At 74.1% G+C, this 15,842-nt stretch carries 14 protein-coding genes; 3 read left to right on the top strand and 11 right to left on the bottom strand.

Features of this window, described 5'->3' with window-relative positions; all coding sequences use genetic code 11:
• From rosag_RS03255 to rosag_RS03215, 9 genes are all read right to left on the bottom strand, one after another.
• Positions 1-1,290, bottom strand: coding sequence for a hypothetical protein (locus rosag_RS03255; RefSeq protein ID WP_284348593.1), 1,290 nt, complete (start codon positions 1,288-1,290; stop codon positions 1-3).
• A gap of 104 nt (positions 1,291-1,394) precedes the next feature.
• Positions 1,395-2,210: a TMEM175 family protein gene (locus rosag_RS03250; RefSeq protein WP_284348592.1), complete on the bottom strand. Its 816-nt coding sequence runs from the start codon at positions 2,208-2,210 to the stop codon at positions 1,395-1,397.
• Positions 2,207-4,012: a CPBP family intramembrane glutamic endopeptidase gene (locus tag rosag_RS03245; RefSeq protein WP_284348591.1), complete on the bottom strand. Its 1,806-nt coding sequence runs from the start codon at positions 4,010-4,012 to the stop codon at positions 2,207-2,209. The genes rosag_RS03250 and rosag_RS03245 overlap by 4 nt, the downstream gene beginning before the upstream one ends.
• On the bottom strand, positions 4,009-6,162 hold the full coding sequence (locus tag rosag_RS03240; RefSeq protein WP_284348590.1) for a S9 family peptidase: 2,154 nt from the start codon (positions 6,160-6,162) through the stop codon (positions 4,009-4,011). The genes rosag_RS03245 and rosag_RS03240 overlap by 4 nt, the downstream gene beginning before the upstream one ends.
• A 129-nt stretch (positions 6,163-6,291) precedes the next feature.
• Entirely contained in the window at positions 6,292-7,575 is a 1,284-nt protein-coding gene (locus rosag_RS03235; protein WP_284348589.1) for a serpin family protein, read from the bottom strand.
• Between the two features lie 63 nt (positions 7,576-7,638).
• A complete protein-coding gene (locus rosag_RS03230; protein ID WP_284348588.1) occupies positions 7,639-8,271 on the bottom strand; it encodes a DUF4864 domain-containing protein in 633 nt (210 codons plus the stop codon).
• Between the two features lie 240 nt (positions 8,272-8,511).
• Positions 8,512-9,513 carry a hypothetical protein gene (locus rosag_RS03225; protein WP_284348587.1) on the bottom strand — a complete coding sequence of 334 codons (1,002 nt, stop codon included), beginning with the start codon at positions 9,511-9,513 and terminating at the stop codon, positions 8,512-8,514.
• Between the two features lie 63 nt (positions 9,514-9,576).
• Positions 9,577-10,821, bottom strand: a complete 1,245-nt coding sequence (locus rosag_RS03220) for a 4-hydroxy-3-methylbut-2-enyl diphosphate reductase (protein ID WP_284348586.1) — start codon at positions 10,819-10,821, stop codon at positions 9,577-9,579.
• Positions 10,822-10,940: 119 nt separating this feature from the next.
• The gene (locus rosag_RS03215) at positions 10,941-11,489 is read right to left on the bottom strand and encodes an inosine/xanthosine triphosphatase (protein WP_284348585.1); all 549 of its coding nucleotides are present in this window, start codon (positions 11,487-11,489) and stop codon (positions 10,941-10,943) included.
• Between the two features lie 96 nt (positions 11,490-11,585).
• Here rosag_RS03215 and rosag_RS03210 point away from each other — a divergent pair, with 96 nt between their 5' ends.
• Complete coding sequence (locus rosag_RS03210; protein ID WP_284348584.1) at positions 11,586-12,326, top strand: CGNR zinc finger domain-containing protein; 741 nt, start codon at positions 11,586-11,588, stop codon at positions 12,324-12,326.
• Between the two features lie 18 nt (positions 12,327-12,344).
• On the opposite strand, the gene rosag_RS03205 is transcribed toward rosag_RS03210, so the two are convergent.
• Together rosag_RS03205 and rosag_RS03200 are read right to left on the bottom strand one after the other, a co-directional pair.
• Entirely contained in the window at positions 12,345-12,923 is a 579-nt protein-coding gene (locus rosag_RS03205) for a sigma-70 family RNA polymerase sigma factor (protein ID WP_284348583.1), read from the bottom strand.
• Positions 12,924-13,049: 126 nt separating this feature from the next.
• A complete protein-coding gene (locus rosag_RS03200; protein WP_284348582.1) occupies positions 13,050-13,724 on the bottom strand; it encodes a TetR/AcrR family transcriptional regulator in 675 nt (224 codons plus the stop codon).
• 108 nt (positions 13,725-13,832) lie between these two features.
• Here rosag_RS03200 and rosag_RS03195 point away from each other — a divergent pair, with 108 nt between their 5' ends.
• Positions 13,833-14,411 (top strand): GNAT family N-acetyltransferase, encoded by a 579-nt coding sequence (locus tag rosag_RS03195; protein ID WP_284348581.1) that lies wholly within the window; start codon positions 13,833-13,835, stop codon positions 14,409-14,411.
• Between the two features lie 110 nt (positions 14,412-14,521).
• A complete protein-coding gene (locus rosag_RS03190; protein ID WP_284348580.1) occupies positions 14,522-15,838 on the top strand; it encodes a phospholipase D-like domain-containing protein in 1,317 nt (438 codons plus the stop codon).
• The last annotated feature ends 4 nt before the right edge of the window (positions 15,839-15,842 follow it).

Below are 15,842 nucleotides of genomic sequence, written 5' to 3'. Positions count from 1 at the left end.
TCACCAGTCGGAGGTCGAGGCGCTGATCGTCGGGCCACGCGTGGCCGTCGGGAGGCGCGGCGCGAAGAGCGACGGCGGCGGTGTCTGCGTCACGGTGATCGCCGTCTGCGTCTGCTCGGCCGTCATGCCCTGCAGCTCGGCCAGCAGCCGCACCAGGTCCTCCGCGTCACGGCGCGGGCGGTTGGTGGGGAAGGTCGGCAGGCGCGCGGCGATCAGCGTGCCCAGCCCCGCCAGCAGCACCGCCTTCATCGACGGCGAGCCGCCGCGGATGCGCCGCGCCTCGTCGGCGGCGCTGGCGTTCCAGCGCGGCACCTCGAACGCGCTGTCGAGCACCTGCGCCACCGTCGGGTAGACCGTCGCGAACGTCCGCTTGTGGTGCTGGTTGACGAAGAACAGCGACTCGCGCAGCGGGTTGTCGATGGCGAAGCTGCGCTCCGTGTAGCCCGACGCCTCCGCGACGCGCTTCTGCGAGCGCTTCACCGTCGCGTAGTGCTCCACCACCGCCGCGTCGCTCAGCGTGCGCGTGCGCGACAGCTTCGTGCCCTTGCTCAGCAGGAACTGCGTGCACAGGTGCTCGCCGAGCGCCGCGACCTCGGGCAGGTAGGAGTCGTTCTCGACGGCGCTGTTGTGGCGCCCGGGCATCGGGTAGACCGTCGCCGTGCCGCCGGCGAACGCCGTCGTCAGCGGCTGCAGCAGCAGCTCCTTGGCCGTGGAGATGCCGCCCACCATCTGCTCCATGAGCAGCACGGAGGTGCTCTTCACCGCCTCGGGGAGCGTGTTCAGCTCCTCGGTCCAGTTCCAGCTGTTGACCAGCTTCGTGCCCGGCACCGGGTCGAAGAGGAACAGGTTGATGCTCGTCACGCCGCGCCTGGCGAGCGCGTTGGCGATGCCGATGCACGTCACCGCGCCGCGGCTCCACCCGGCGAGGTTCACGGTCGTGAGCCCCGGCGCGCAGACGGCGCTGACCTCGCGCTCGGCCGCCGCCACGTTGAGGTGCATGCTCATGCCCGTGGCGGTGTCCACCACCTGGCCGAGGTTCACGCCGGCCGCGCCGGCGACCACGCCGAGGCCGGGCATCACGCGCTTCATCGTGCTGTCGACGGTGTTCACGACCGCACCGTGGCGCTTGACCGCGCCGGCGGAGCCGGGCCCCGCGTAGAAGAAGCGGTCGACGCCGGGCCGTCCCTCGGTCGCCGCGTACAGCTGCGCGATGACGTCCTTGCTGTTCTCGTCGTAGTCGGTGCCGGCGCAGAAGACGCTGACGACGTTCGGCTTCGGGGGGCTGGCCATCGGGGAACGCGGGGGCACGGGTGGACGGCGCCCACCCGGGCGCCGCACACAAGGTGCAAGCGGACGCGTCCGGACTCCAGGGTCGAGCGACCCTGGAGACGGGGTCAGGCCGGCGCGATGACGGGAGCGGCCGCCGCGGCCCCCGCACGCAGCGCCGCCTTCTCTCGGTCCAGCCGCCGGCCGAGCACCGCCTGGAAGGGCCAGATCAGCATGTACGACCACCCGGCGAAGAAGCCGGTGGCGTAGATCGGCACGCCGACGCCGTAGGCCAGCACCACCAGCACGACGAGCGACAGCACGGCCACGAGCACGAAGACGAGGTTCTCGTAGACCGCGTAGCGCGTGATGAGCGCCTCCATGTCGTCCAGCCCCAGCTCCGCGCGCCGCGACAGCGCATGCGAATGCAGCAGCGCGAAGAGGCCGTAGATCGCCGCGTAGCCCACCGCGTAGATGCACATCAGCGCCGGCCACTGGTCGCCGCGGATCGCCGCCTGCGACGCCTTCCCGATGGGCGCCAGCCACGCGACGTCCAGCTTCCAGCCGATGATGCCGAGGATCAGCCCGATGAAGGTCTGGAAGAGGAACTTCAGCGGGTAGATGTAGAACAGCACCACGAACAGCAGCGCGACGGTGAGCACGATCGTGCGCGTGTCCTCCAGGCCGTAGCGGCGGAAGAAGCGGTACTGCGCGAACCAGACCAGGATCAGCAGCGTGAAGGTCGCCGCGAACGCCGGCAGGCCGAGCATCATCGCGGCCAGGTCCGTGAAGGTGTCCGGCACGTCCAGCGACACCACCAGCAGCGTCACCGCGAAGCCGAACACCGCGTCGCTCAGCCCCTCGATGCGCGACACGCCGTCGCCGCGCCAGCGGAAGTCGCCGTCGCGCTCGGGATGGGCCTTCATCAGCTGCTCGCGGATCACGACGGCGACTCCTGGCGGGGGACGGGGGCGATCGGCGCCCCATCATGCGCCCCGCCGGTCGGCGCGGCAAGCGCGCGGCGACCGCGCACCAGCGCCGCGACGCCCGCGACGAGCGCCGGCAGCAGCGGCGCGGAGACGGTGAGCAGCGCGGCCAGCCGGACGTCCGGATGCGCGCTCGCCAGCCGCGGCCAGTTGAAGATGAACAGGTCCGCCGTGAGGTGCGACGTGACGACGGTCAGCGCGTCCCAGCGCAGGAACGCCCAGCCCCACACGCAGCCCACCAGCGACATCACCAGCGCGCGCCCCCAGAACGGCTCCTGCGGCGGCAGGAAGGAGAGGCCGGTGTGCGTGAGCCCGTAGACGACCGCGGGCACCACGATCGCGATCCACGGCCGCCGCCACGTGCGCAGCAGCCAGCTCCCCGCGAACAGCCGGTAGCCCAGCTCCTCCAGCAGCGCGATGTTCGTGAAGAAGAGCAGCGTCGCCAGCGACGGCACGCTGCTGTTGAGCGCGTAGAAGAAGAAGCCCGTCGGCTGGACGCCCGCGTACGCGCCCGCCCACCGCTCCAGCCCCCACACGGTCGCGGCCATCACGCCGCCGCACAGCAGCCCGACGGCGAAGCCGCGCAGCGACGCCAGGCCGACGGCCGCGTCGGCGATGCCGCCGCGCCCCAGCCGCCAGAGCGTCGCGCCGCGCCCCCCCGCATCGCCGGCCCCGGTCACCTCGCGGTCCAGCGCGTCGCCGGCGGCGATGAAGGCGAACAGCAGCACGAACATCCACGCCGTGCCCTGCGACTGGTTGGCGAGCGACGTGAAGCGCGCCACCCAGCGCGGCCAGAGCGGGTCCCAGCCGGCCAGCAGCGCGTAGTCCGCCAGCACGCCGGTCAGGAACGCGCACGCGAACACGATCGCGCTCCAGTAGGCCGCGCGCCCCAGCCGCGCCGAGCCGTCGCGCAGCCGCAGCAGGAAGACGGCGAGCGCACCGATCGCGCCGATCACCAGCAGCGCGAAGCCCGCCGTCTGCAGCGCGCGCACGGGCGCCTCGCGCGCGCGCGCCGCGCGGTCGCCGGCCGCGGGCACCACCATCCACCGCCGCGCCGACGTCACCCGGTCGCCGCTCACCGTCACCACCGCGCGCTCGCGCAGCTCGCCCGCGTGCCGCTTCGGATCGCGCAGCAGCCGCTCGTAGGTGAACGAGTGGTCGGTGCGCGCCGGTCGCTCACGCGAGGCGGCGCCGGTCTCCGCCCACGGCACGTTGCGCCACGCGGTGTCGATGTCGTCCTCCTGGGGCTCCGGCGCCCACGCACCGCGATGGAGCGCCCGTCCGAAGCGGCGCAGGGCCGTCTCCGCCAGCGGACGCGCCGCGTCGAGCGCGAGCCGCGCGCCAGCCGCGTCGTCCTGCACGCCGCGCAACCAGCCGAGCAGCGAGCCGTCGGGGTGGAGCGCCACCCAGCGCGCGTCGGGATCGCCGGCGCGCTTGAGCAGCACCTCGTGCTCCACCAGCGCGGAGCCGCCATGGATCAGCGCCTGCGCAGCGTCGCGCCCGAACGTGCGCTCGACGTAGTCCAGCGCGCCCTCGTCCGTCGCGAGCCGCGTGGCGATGGTGAAGTCCGTCGTGTCCGCGGCGCGGGCGAGGAGCCCCTGCGCCCGAAGCGCGTGCGCCGCGCGCGACACCAGCGTCGCACGCGGCACCGTCAGGTCCGCTGCCGCCAGCGGCCAGAGCCGCCCCAGCGAGAGGAAGAACAGCGCGCCCGCGATCGCGGCGAGCGGCCAGAGCCAGCGGTCGTCGCGGAGCGGCCTCACATCGCCGTCCGCGGCGCGTCCGCGGGCTGCAGGTACTTCGTGAACCAGCCCTGCATCTCCTTCCACCACAGCTGCTGGTTCTGCGGCTTGCCGATCCAGTGGCCCTCGTCCGGGAACACGACCAGCCGGCTCGGCACGTTCTGCCGCTGCAGCGCGGTGAAGAGCGACACGCCCTCGTAGTACGGCACGCGGTAGTCGATCTCGCCGTGCAGCACGAGCTGCGGCGTCTTCAGCCGCGCGGCCCCGAGGTGCGGCGACCAGCGGCGGTACTGCGACTGCATCGCCTTCGGGTCCCAGTACGGGCCGCCCATCTCCCACTCGGTGAACCAGATCTCCTCGGTCGCGCCGTACATGTTCTCGAGGTTCCAGATCCCGGCGTGCGTCGCCAGCGCCCTGAACTTCTCGGGCGCGTGCGTGGCGATCCAGTTGGTCATGTAGCCGCCGTAGCTGCCGCCCGTCGCGCCCATGCGCGTGCGGTCGATCCACGGATGCTTCGCGAGCGCCGCGTCCATGCCCCGCATCAGGTCCGTGTACGCTCGGCCGCCCCAGTCACCGGTCACCTGGTCGACGAAGCGCTGCCCGTAGCCGGTGGAGCCGCGCGGGTTCACGACGATGAGCGCGAAGCCCGGCGCCGCGAGCATGTTGTAGTTCCAGCGCCCGTGCCACTGGTCGAGCCACGCGCCCTGCGGCCCGCCGTGGATCAGCAGGATCCCGGGGTACTTGCGCCCGGCCTGCCAGTTGGGCGGCCGCACGACGAAGCCGTGCACGCTGTCGCCGTCCGCGCCGCGGAACCAGAAGTCCTCCGCCGGCGCGAGCGCGAGCTGGCTCACGAGGCCGACGTTGTACTGCGTGAGCTGCCGCGGCTCGACCTTCGCGCCCGCGGTGCTCGCGACGTACACCTCGGCCGGCCGGTTGGCCGCGTCGCGCAGCCAGGCCACCGTGCCGCGGTCGCGCGAGAAGGAGAACGCGACGTTGTTGTGGTCCCCGATCACGAGCTGCGGCGCGCCGGCTGCGCGCCCGTCGCGCAGCGCGACGCGGAACAGCTTGTCCCGTCCGCGGTCGCCCGTCGTCACCCACGCCGCGCTCATGTCGGGCGCGAAGACGTACGCGTCGGCGTTGCGGTCCCACCCGGTGAGCAGCTCGCGGCTCTGGCGCGTCGCGCGGTCCAGCAGCATCAGGCGCCACCGGTCGCTCTCGAACTTCGCGCGGCGCTGCGACGCGTAGGCGATGTGCTTCCCGTCGGGCGTGTAGACCGGGTTCTGGTCGGCGCCCGCGTTCGCGGCGGTGAGCACGGTCGGCGCGCCGCCCGCCATCGGCACGACGTACAGGTTCACGTCCGTCGACCACGCCTCGTCCCTCGTCGGCGCCTTGGCCGAGAACGCGACCTCCTGCCCGTCGGGCGAGACGGCGTAGCCCTCCGAGCCGCCGAACGGCCCGGGCGGCACGTCGTAGCCGGCGCCCGGCACGAGGTCGCGCGGCGCGCCCGCGTTCCCCTGCCCGTCGATCGCCACCGCGAACAGGTGGTTCCGCGTGCCGGCGTCGACGCTCGTCCAGTGGCGGTAGAGCAGGCGGTCGGCGGTGTACGCCTGCACCTTGCTCGCCGCCTTCACCGAGTCGCGCTGCCGGTTGCACGCGTCGTCGTTGCCGCCCGTCGTGCACTCGGGCCACACGGTGGACGTGAAGACGATCGCGCCGCCCGTGGGCGACCACACCGGGCCGGTCGCGCCGCCGTTGAGCCGCGTGACCTGGCGCCGCGTGCGCCCCTCGACGTCGCGGATCCAGAGCTGGCCGCCCGCGACGTAGGCGATCCAGCGCCCGTCCGGCGACCACCGCGCCTCCGACGCCGCGCCGTCGTGGATGGCGGCGGGATGATCGCCGGCGGTTTCCGCCAGGTACGTGGTCGTCGTGCGGCGGTTGCCGGCGACGTCGGTCGTGCGCACCGCGTACAGCACGTGCCGCCCGTCGGGCGAGAGCTGCGGGTCGCTCACCGCCTGCACGGCGGCGAAGTCGGCGAAGGTCATCGGGCGGCGCGCGGCGCCCTGCGCGGTGGCGCCCTGCGCGAGCAGCGCCGCCGGACGCGCGGCGGGCAGCGCCGACAGCGTCGCGAGCGCGCACGCGACCCGGCGCGCGCGGAGGAGTGGCTGGGACATGATCGGTGCGGGAGGGACGAACGGGGAGCGGGAGGCTCCTACGCCCCCTGCTCCCCGAACGTTCCGGCCTCCGACCGCCCCGGCGCAAGCCCGCGCGCCGTCACCGATTCATCGGATCACGGGATCGCGTCACGGGATCGCGGCGATCTTGCCGACGAACAGCAGCGCGCCGGTCGTGCGCTCGCGGATCGCGAACACGAACGCGCGGTCCACCTTCAGCTCCTGCGGCATCGAGACGATGCCGACGCCGACCGCCGTCACCGCGCCGGCCTCGGTGCCCTTCTCGTTCACGCCGACGAACGTCTTCTGCTTCACGAACTCGATGAAGAGGCGCTTGCCGGCGGGCGACATGCGCGTGAAGTCCGCCACGCCGCCCTGGAAGGCGACGCCCATCCCCATCGCGGTCAGGACGTCCTTCCACTCGTCCTCGTACGTCAGCGTGAAGCGCGGCAGCGACAGCTGCAGGTCGCGCGGGCGCAGCGAGTCGGTGAGCTGCTGCCAGCGCGGCGCGGTGAGCGACGCGACGAGCTGGTCGAGCGAGCGGCCGCTCGCGGGGAGCACGACCGTCATCGCGAACTTCCCCGCGCCGTACGGCAGCTCCACCGCCTCGAGGTCGCTCGCGCGCCAGTACGGATACATCGACCGATGCGACATCAGGTCGACCTGCTGCGTGCTCCCGTCGGCGCGCGTGAACGGCGCCTTCCGCGTCGCGGCGGTCTCGAAGGGGCTCGACCAGTCGCCCTTGAAGTAGAGCGCGTTGACCAGGAACATCGCCTGGTCGCCGGCCCGCACCTCGTCGAGGATGCGCTCGATGCGCCCGGCGGTGCGGTCGCGCGCCCACCCGTTCACGCGCGCGAGCGTCGCCGGCGCGTTCGCGAAGTCGAGCCCCTCGACCTGCGCGTCGAAGTACTTGCGCGTGGTGTCGAAGAACGCGGGCTGGAACGTCAGATCCTTGTTGTAGAAGATCGCGTTCGCGTTGACGAAGCGGACGCTCGTGTCGGCCGCGGCCAGCCGGTGCGCGAGCAGGCGGTGGCTCTCGTTCACCTCCTCCAGCGTTCGCCCGGGAACGCCGAGGGCGCGCTGCATCGCCTCGGCCGTGGTGCCGGCGGCGCCGTTGAGCGTCATCCCCAGCGCGACCGCCGCGCTGTACGGCGAGATGAAGAGCGTGCGGCCGGCGCGCAGCCGGCTCACCTCGCGGAAGAGCGCCAGGCTGAAGTCGTTGGTCGCCTGGATCGTGCGCGACTCGGCCGCCGTCAGCTGCGCCGGCGCGGGGCTGCCGGGCGGCAGGCGCGGCGTGCTGTCGATGGGCGTCGGGTCGCCGTCGGCGTCGACGGGCGTGCTGCCGCAGGCGGCGGCGGCGAGCGCGAGGCCGGCCGCGAGCGCGGCGCGGAGGACGGGACGGCGGGCGGGCATGCGACGCTCCAGGGCGGGAGGACGACGGATCACGCCCTCCCTACCCCGCCGAGCACCCGGACGTCACGCGCCCGGCGCGCGCTCCGGCGACGCGGCCAGCGCGACCTGCGGCGGCGCCAGGCTGCTGGGCGGCTCGCGCGTCACGCGCTCGGTCATCCAGCACCCCCGGTACTCGCCCTCGGCCTGGCGCGCGAGCCGGAAGGTGTACGCGACCTGCGCGCCGTCCACCGTGGTGACGACGACGCGCTGCGTGGCGTGGTCGCCCTCGATGCTCATCTCGCTGCGCACCGCGCGGCGGTGGCCCAGCAGCGGCCGGTACGAGCCGTCGCGCACGACGTCGGAGAAGCGCTCCACCGAGCCGATCACGGCGCGGTTGGCGGGCGCGGTGAACGCGTACGCGATGTCGATGCCCGACGTGGGCAGGTTCGGCTCGACGCGCGCGAACGCCTCGAGCACGATGGTGACGACGGAGTCGGGCGCGAGGCGCGGATCCGGCGCCGGCGCATCCGCACGCACGGTGCGCACGCCGCGCTGCGGCGCCTGCGCGACCGTGGCGGCGGTCGAGGCGGCGCCCTGCGCGTGCACGGAGGGCGCGGGAGCCAGGAGGAGCGACGCCGCGAGCGTCAGCGCGACGTGCGCGCGAGCGGCGTGGAAGGGCGAGAAGCGTGCGGCGCGAACGGACGGCTGGTTGCGCATGATCGTCTCGATGCTCTCGGAACAGTGCCGCGGGGCCCTGTCGTGCCGGCCGTGCCGGCGAGGCCGCGTACCCGCCGGCGCGTCCCTGCCCTCCCCTAGTGCAGACTTCCGGCCACGATGCGCCGCGACGCCGCGCCATCCCTCGCGCGCAATTGGTCGCGCCGTGTACAAAAGGCGGGCGCGTGCATGCGCGAGCGCGCGCCGCGGATGCGGCGCACGCGGCACGAGGTCACACGCGCGTCAGCCGGTGGTGCGGCGCCGCCCGCGCCAGCGCAGCGTCCACTGCCGCACCTCGCCCGGCGCCAGCCACGCCGCGCCGCCCCACTCGCCGAGCGCGGCGTCCAGCGGATCGGGCGCGCCGATGCACGGCTCGAACGCGAGGTTGCGATAGCCGCGGCGCTCCGCGAACGGCGTCCACGCCCCGTGGTTCAGCCAGAGCCCCATGTGCGGCACCTCGCGCGCGTCCACCTCCACCTCCAGCCGCGCGCCGTCCTGCTCCACCGCGAGCCGCACGACGTGCGTGCTCGGCCGCGGCAGGTCGAGGAACAGCTTGCACGCGTACGGCTCGGCCCCGCGCGCGGGAAAGGTGAAGTCGCGCTCGCGCGCCGGTCCGCCATCGCCGTCGCGCACGCGCAGCACGGGCCAGCGATGCTCCGCGCGCTCGCCGCCGAGGTCGACGCCGTGCTGCGCCCACACGCGCACGCGCGCGGCGATCGGCAGCTCCAGCCGCGTGTCGGGCGTCAGCGGCAGCAGCGGATGCGACGACCAGAGGAACGGCAGCGGCGCGTCCGCACGCGACTCCAGCGTGTACTGCATGCGCACCGCGCCGTCGGGCTCGATCGAGACGGCGCGTGAGAACTGGTACGCCATCCGCCGCCCGCGCCAGCGCGTGACGACCTCGGGATTCGCGCTGCCGTCGACGCGTTCGGTGGCCGCGAACTGCGACCAGAGCTCGCCATGGTCGGGGAGCGCCAGGCCACCCACGCCGGCCACGTCCGCCGGCAGTCGGCACGCGCCGACGGTGGGCAGGCACTCGTCGTAGCCGCCCGTGTCCGCGAGCTCGACGTACGAGGCCGCATCGTCGGCGGCCAGCCGCTCATCCGGCGCGGCCCACGGGAGGACGTCGCTCGTCCAGAGCCACTCGTGATCGGCGAGCCGCAGCGAGGCGATCTTGCCGCCCAGCGCGGGGATGATCTCGACCTGGGAGCCGTGGGCGGCGAGCGTGACGGGTTCGAAGGCCATGCCCGTCCAAGCGCACGACTCGCGCCCGCCGCGAGCCGGCGCCGGATCCGTCCCGGACGCGTCCTAGGCCAGCGTGGCGGCCTCGACGCCGCGCATCGCCAGCAGCCGCGACACCATCTCGCCGATCTTGCTGTTGGGCGTGCTGGCGCCCGCCGTGATCCCCACGCGCGCCGGGCCCGCCGGCAGCCAGTCCCGCGCCTCGGCCTCCTCGGTGTGGCGGCCGACCGGGCGGTAGCGCACCACGCCGCGCTCCATGTCGATCGCCTCGGGCGACTCGATGTGGTACGTCCGCACGCGCTCCGAGCACAGCGCCGCCAGCGAGATCGTGTTGCTCGAGTTGTAGCCGCCGATCACGAGCATGACGTCGAGCGGCTCCTCCAGCAGCGCCTTCACGGCGTCCTGCCGGTCCTGCGTGGCCGAGCAGATCGTGTCGAACGAGCGGAAGTGCTCGGCGCGATGCTCGGTGCCGTGCGCGCGCTCCATCGCCGCGCCCACCTCGTCGGCGATCGCGAGCGACTCGCGCGCCAGCATCGTCGTCTGGTTGGCGACGCCCACGCGCACCAGGTGCAGGTCCGGATCGAAGTCGGGCGACGCCGCGTGCGCGTACTTCGCGAGGAACGCCGTGCGGTCGCCGCGCCCCTCGATGTACTCGCACACCTCGCGCGCCTCGGCCATGTCGCGCACCACCAGGTAGCGCCCCTCGGGGTGCTTCTGCACCTGCGACGCGGTGGCGCGCGTCTCCTCGTGGTAGTGCTTGCCGTGGATGAGCGCGGTGAAGCCGTCGCGCGCGTACGCCTCGACGCGCTTCCAGACGTTCAGCACCGAGCCGCACGTCGTGTCGACGACGACGCTGCCGAGCGCGCGCAGCACCTCGAAGTCGCGGATCGTGACGCCGAACGCGGGGAGGATGACGACGTCCTCGGGGCGCACGGGCGCGTAGTCGAACGCGGGCAGCGCGTCGCGCGCGCCGGGCGCGTCGAGCGGCGTGGCCGACAGGAAGCCGATCCCCATCTCGCGCAGCCGTGCGTTGACGTGCGGGTTGTGGATGATCTCGCCCGCGAGCCAGACCGTGCGGTCGGGGAACTTGTGCCGCGTCTGGTAGGCGTAGTCGACCGCGCGCTCAACGCCGTAGCAGAAGCCGAACTCGCGGGCCAGGCGCACCGTGAGCCCACCCGCCTCGAGCGTGTAGTCCCGCTCGCGCATGAGGTCCACCAGCCGGCCGTCGTAGTCGGCGGCGAGGGTGGCCTGGACCTCGGACTTGAGGCCGAAGCCCTTGCGGACGTACAGGGAGGAATCGAGGGTCGCCATGGCGTGCAATCTAACGGCGGCCGGCCCGGCGGACGGGCTGGCCACGCCATGGCGGGCGCGGCGACGCGGCATGCGGGAGCGGGCGGTGGGGAGGCTTCCCCACCAACGCCGCGCCGCGGTCAGGCGTGCCAGTCGGCCGGCGCGAGGAAGCGCGCGAGGGCGTAGCTCAGGATCACCTCGTAGGCCCGCTGGCGGTCCACGAGCCCGGCCGTGAGGACGGCCACCGCCCCGCCCCGGTGCTTGGTCCCCGACTCGCCCGTCAGCCCGTCGATCGCGTGGCCCAGCTCCTCGCCCGCGCGCAGCCGCCGCGCGACCGCGGCCGGCAGCGGCATCGCGAGCGACCCGCCGATCCCCTCGGCCCCGTCGGGCCCGACGACGGCCGCCCAGGCGCACGACCGCACGCTCCCGTCCGCCTCGGCGACCACGCCGCCCTCGAAGCCGACGCCCAGCTCCGCGCCGGCGCGCTCGCGCGCCCCGGCCGCCCGGGTCCGCGCGCCGCGCCGCGTCTCGTCGTCGCCCCACGGCTGGTCCGGGACGCCCGACGGCACCTCGACGCCGCTGACGACGGCGTCCGGCGCGATGCGCGCCAGCACCGCGCGCGCGGCGGCCACCTTCACGGGATTGGCGGAGCCGACGGCCACGTGGCGCACGCGGGACAGATCGAGCACGGATGCGGAGGGCTGGGGTCGCGGACGGTGGGGACGTGCGGTGCGACACGCGGCGCGCTTGCCGGCCCCTGTCCCCAGCCCTATGCTAGCCGACCAATGGCCACCGCGCCCACCCTCCTCGCCGCGGACGTCGCGCCGCGCGCGCTGTCGCCGCGCGCGCACGTCGCCGACGTCGTGCTCCCGCCGCACGCCGCGCTGCGCGCGGACGCGAGCCCCGCGGCCGACGGCGCCGCGCGCACCGCCGCGCCGACGTGGCTCGCGTTCGTCAACACCGACGACGCGCGGCGCGGCGACGGTGGCCGGCGCGCCGACGTGCTGCTCGACTTCGACGTGTTCGTCGACTGGCTGCAGGCGAGCGACGTGCTCGACGCGGAGCGCGCGGCGGGCATCCGCCGGCGCGCGTACCAGCAGCCCGCGGGCGCGGCGGCGTCGCTGGTGGATGCGCGGCGCGTGCGCGCGGCGCTGCGCGCGCTGGCCGAGCGCGGCTCGGCGTCCGCGAAGGCACGCGGCGACGCGCTGACCGAGATCAACCGCGTCCTCGGTCGCAGCGCGGGCACGCGGCGGCTCGAGGAGCGCGCGGACGGCGGCTACGCGCGCACGTTCGTGACGGTGGGCGACGCGTTCGCCGCGCTCATGGTGCCCATCGTGGACTCCGCCGCGGAGTCGCTGATCGCGGGCGAGCTGGCGCGCGTGCGCCGCTGCGCGGATCCACGCTGCGCGCGCGTGTTCCTCGACACGACGAAGAACGGGCGCCGCCGCTGGTGCGACATGGCGACGTGCGGCAACCGCGCGAAGGCCGCGCGGCACCGCGCGCGGCAGCACGCGCTGCCGCGCTGAGCGCGACGGCCACCGCCGTCACGCCGCGGTCGGCGCGAGCTTGAGGTAGCCCATCTCCACCGCGTAGCCGGCGAGCTTGCGCTGCAGGATGCGGCGCCCCCGGAAGAGGCGCGACTTCACCGTCCCCTCGGGCACGTGCAGCACCTGCGCGATCTCGGCGTAGCGCAGCCCCTGCACGTCGCTCAGCACGACGGCCGCGCGGTACTCGACGGGGAGCGCGGCGATGGCGCGCGTGATCTCCTCGTCGAGGAACGAGTCGTAGAAGGTGCGCTCGGGGTCCGCGTCGCCGATCGCCTCGTGCGCGCTCCAGCCGTCGCCGTCGTCGTGCGGCTGCACCTCGCGCGCGTCGATGCGCCGCTTGCGGCTCACGAACACGTGGTAGAGGATCGTGAACAGCCAGGCGCGGATGTTGGTGCCGAGGCGGTACTGCTCCCACCGCTCGAACGCGCGCAGCAGCGTGTCCGACACGAGATCCTCGGCGTCGTCGCGCGCGCGCGAGAGCTTGAGCGCGAAGCCGTACAGCGCATCGAGGTGCTGGAGCGCCTCGCGCTCGAACTGCGTGCGCGCCGCGCGGCGCGCGTCCTGGCTCGTCCCCATGTCCCCTCCCGTCCCCTCGGACGACCGGTGGATCCCCCATGGATCCCACCGACCGTCCCGCCTCAGGTTACGTCGCCAGCGGTCGCTCGGGATGGGCGCACCGGTGGACGACGCGTGCTCGCCTGCTCAGCCGCCCGTCACCCGCTCGCCACCCGCTCGTTCGCCCTGCTCCGCACGCGCGCCGACTGGCGCCGGCGGCGCGGTGAGCGCCGCCGACGGCTCGCGCACGTGCATCGCCACGAAGCGCCGCAGGTCGTGCGCGATGCCCTGCAGCGCCGCCGGGTCGCGGTCGACGCGCGACATCAGCAGCGCGCCTTCCAGCGTCGCGATGACGAAGCGGGCCAGCCGGCCGGTGTCCACGTCGTCGTGCAGACGCGGCCGCGCCTCCCAGAGCAGCGACTGCAGCTGCGCCGACCAGCGCGCGAACACCACCTCGATGCGCTCGCGGAAGCCCTCGTGCGCGTCCGCCAGCTCCGCCGCCAGCGACCCGAAGGGCGAGCCGCCCGCGAAGCCGCGCGCGATCTGCAGCGCCACCAGCGTGTCGATGAAGAGGGCCAGGCGCTCCAGCGGGTCGATCATCGGCTCGCGCAGGATCGCCAGGCCACGCTCCGCGAAGCGCTCGAACTGGCGCGAGAGCACCGCGTAGCCCAGCTCCTCCTTCGACTTGAAGTAGTGGTAGAAGTGGCTCTTCCCGCTCAGCCCCGCCTCGCGGATGACGTCCTCGATCGAGGTCGGCGCGTAGCCGCGCTGGCCGATCAGATTCGCGGCGGCATCGACGATTTGGGTGCGGCGGTCGCTCACGGACGACAGATTAGGACCGGTCGGTCCAAACGTCAAGCGGCCGTCGCGGCGCGTTATCCTGCAGGCCCCAGCGCCGCCCGCCGGTCCGCGCCTGCCCCCATCCGCCGAATGACCGAGCCCGCCCCCGACACGCTCGAGGTGGTGCGCACCTACCTCGAGCTCGCCACGCCCGAGCAGCTGCGCCCCGCCGACTTCCCCGCCGGCCCCCCGGAGCTACGCCTCGTGCGGCGCCCCGGATGTACGGTGGCGGAGTACCGCTGGCTGTACGACGCCGTGGGGCGGGCGTACCGCTGGCGCGACCGCCTGGCCTGGAGCGACGCCGAGCTGGCCGCGTGGCTCGCGCGCGACGACGTCGCGGTGTGGGTGCTGGAGCGGCGCGACGCGACGGACGCCACGTGGCGCCCGGCCGGCTACTACGAGCTCGCCCGGGACGCCGACGGCGGCGTCGAGATCGTGTACTTCGGCCTCCTCGCCGACGCGCACGGGCGCGGGTGGGGGCGCGCGCTGCTGTCGCACGCGGCCTGCGAGGGCTGGGCGATGGGCGCGAACCGCGTCTGGCTGCACACCTGCACGCTCGACGGGCCGGCGGCGCTGCCGAACTACCTCGCGCGTGGCTTCCGGCCAGTGCGCGAGGAGCGCTACCACGTGCCCGCCAAGGTGCCGAGCGAGGCTGGCGACGGCGCCTGAGTCTCGCCGGCGAGGGCGCGCTCCGGACTGGCCCGGTTCTTTCCCTTGAGCCCGGCGTCAGGCGTGGGCCACGACGACCGTCGTGGCTCGCCGCCTTCGTGCACCCGACCATGACCTGGCTCCTCTACGTCGCGGGCGGTCTCGCGACGCTCGTCCTGCTGCTGCTCGCGGTCATCGGCGCGCTCTACATCACGCGCGGCACGCCCGTGCGGCGCGTGCGCGCCTCCTCCGGCGGCGAGCTGCCCGGCGCCGCGGAGGAGGAGTTCCGGTCGACGGTGGAGCTGCTCACGAAGACGGAGCTGCGCCCCGGCCACGCCGTGAGCGTCTACTCGTGCGGCGACGATCTGTATCCGAAGCTGTGGGAGGACCTGCGCGGCGCGAAGCGCTCGATCACGCTGCAGCTGTACTACTGCCAGGGCGGCCGCATGGCCGACGAGTTCGCGGAGATCATCGTCGAGCGCGCGCGGGCGGGCGTGAAGGTGCTCTTCCTGCGCGACGCGTTCGGCTCCGCGCCGGTGCCGGAGGACTACTGGAAGCGGCTGCAGCAGGCCGGCGTGCGCGTCGCGGTCTTCCGCCCCACGCGGCCGTGGGAGCTGCACAAGGTGCAGCACCGCTCGCACATCCGCGTCGTCACGGTGGACGGCCGCATCGGCTACACGGGCGGCTTCGGGATCGACGACAAGTGGTACGGCGACGGCCGCCATCGCGACCAGTGGCGCGACACGACCGCGCGCTTCGTGGGACCGGCCGTGCTGCAGCTGCAGGCGACGTTCGCGGCGGGGTGGGCCGAGGCGACGGGCGAGCTGCTGGCGGGCGACGTGTTCTTCCCGCTGCAGGAGAACGGCGAGCCGGAGCCCGCGCGCCGCGCCGGTGAGGACGCGTGGGCCGGCCTGCTCCACTGCTCGCCCACCCTCGGCTCCACGCCGGCGGAGCGGTTCATGGCGCTCTCGATCGCGGGCGCGCGCGAGCGGCTGTGGATCAGCAACTCGTACTTCGTCCCCGACGAGCACTTCTGCGGCATGCTGGCCGAGACGGCGAGGCGCGGCGTGGACGTGCGCATCCTCGCGCCCGACCGGCAGAGCGACGTCAAGACGACCTACTGGGCCGGGCGCACGAAGTACGAGGCGCTGCTGCGCGCCGGCGTGCGCCTGTTCGAGTACTCGGCGGCGATGATGCACGCCAAGACGCTCGTCGCGGACCGCGCGTGGGCCGCGGTCGGCACGAACAACTTCGACAACCGCTCGATGGCCTTCAACGACGAGACCGTGCTGATGGTGCACGACCGCGCCGTGGCGTGCGGCATGGAGCGGCTGTTCGAGTCGGACCTGCAGTACGCGCGCGAGGTGACGCTGGACGTCTTCCGGCGCCGCCCGATGAACGAGCGCGTGCTGGAGTGGGGCGCCTCGCGGATCTCGCGCTGGCTCTGACGCC

Origin of the sequence: Roseisolibacter agri, assembly GCF_030159095.1 — a bacterium.
GTDB classification, from domain to species: Bacteria; Gemmatimonadota; Gemmatimonadetes; order Gemmatimonadales; family Gemmatimonadaceae; genus Roseisolibacter; species Roseisolibacter agri.
The sequence above is the reverse complement of the archived record's forward strand: the minus strand, read 5'-3'. Positions and strand labels throughout refer to the sequence as shown.

What these genes read in the sequence shown, in the direction of transcription:
- rosag_RS03255 (WP_284348593.1), bottom strand. Translation starts at nt 1,290, where the DNA reads ATGGCCAGCCCCCCGAAGCCGAACGTCGTCAGCGTCTTCTGCGCCGGC.
- rosag_RS03240 (WP_284348590.1), bottom strand. Translation starts at nt 6,162, where the DNA reads ATGTCCCAGCCACTCCTCCGCGCGCGCCGGGTCGCGTGCGCGCTCGCG.
- rosag_RS03235 (WP_284348589.1), bottom strand. Translation starts at nt 7,575, where the DNA reads ATGCCCGCCCGCCGTCCCGTCCTCCGCGCCGCGCTCGCGGCCGGCCTC.
- rosag_RS03230 (WP_284348588.1), bottom strand. Translation starts at nt 8,271, where the DNA reads ATGCGCAACCAGCCGTCCGTTCGCGCCGCACGCTTCTCGCCCTTCCAC.
- rosag_RS03225 (WP_284348587.1), bottom strand. Translation starts at nt 9,513, where the DNA reads ATGGCCTTCGAACCCGTCACGCTCGCCGCCCACGGCTCCCAGGTCGAG.
- rosag_RS03220 (WP_284348586.1), bottom strand. Translation starts at nt 10,821, where the DNA reads ATGGCGACCCTCGATTCCTCCCTGTACGTCCGCAAGGGCTTCGGCCTC.
- rosag_RS03210 (WP_284348584.1), top strand. Translation starts at nt 11,586, where the DNA reads ATGGCCACCGCGCCCACCCTCCTCGCCGCGGACGTCGCGCCGCGCGCG.
- rosag_RS03205 (WP_284348583.1), bottom strand. Translation starts at nt 12,923, where the DNA reads ATGGGGACGAGCCAGGACGCGCGCCGCGCGGCGCGCACGCAGTTCGAG.
- rosag_RS03195 (WP_284348581.1), top strand. Translation starts at nt 13,833, where the DNA reads ATGACCGAGCCCGCCCCCGACACGCTCGAGGTGGTGCGCACCTACCTC.
- rosag_RS03190 (WP_284348580.1), top strand. Translation starts at nt 14,522, where the DNA reads ATGACCTGGCTCCTCTACGTCGCGGGCGGTCTCGCGACGCTCGTCCTG.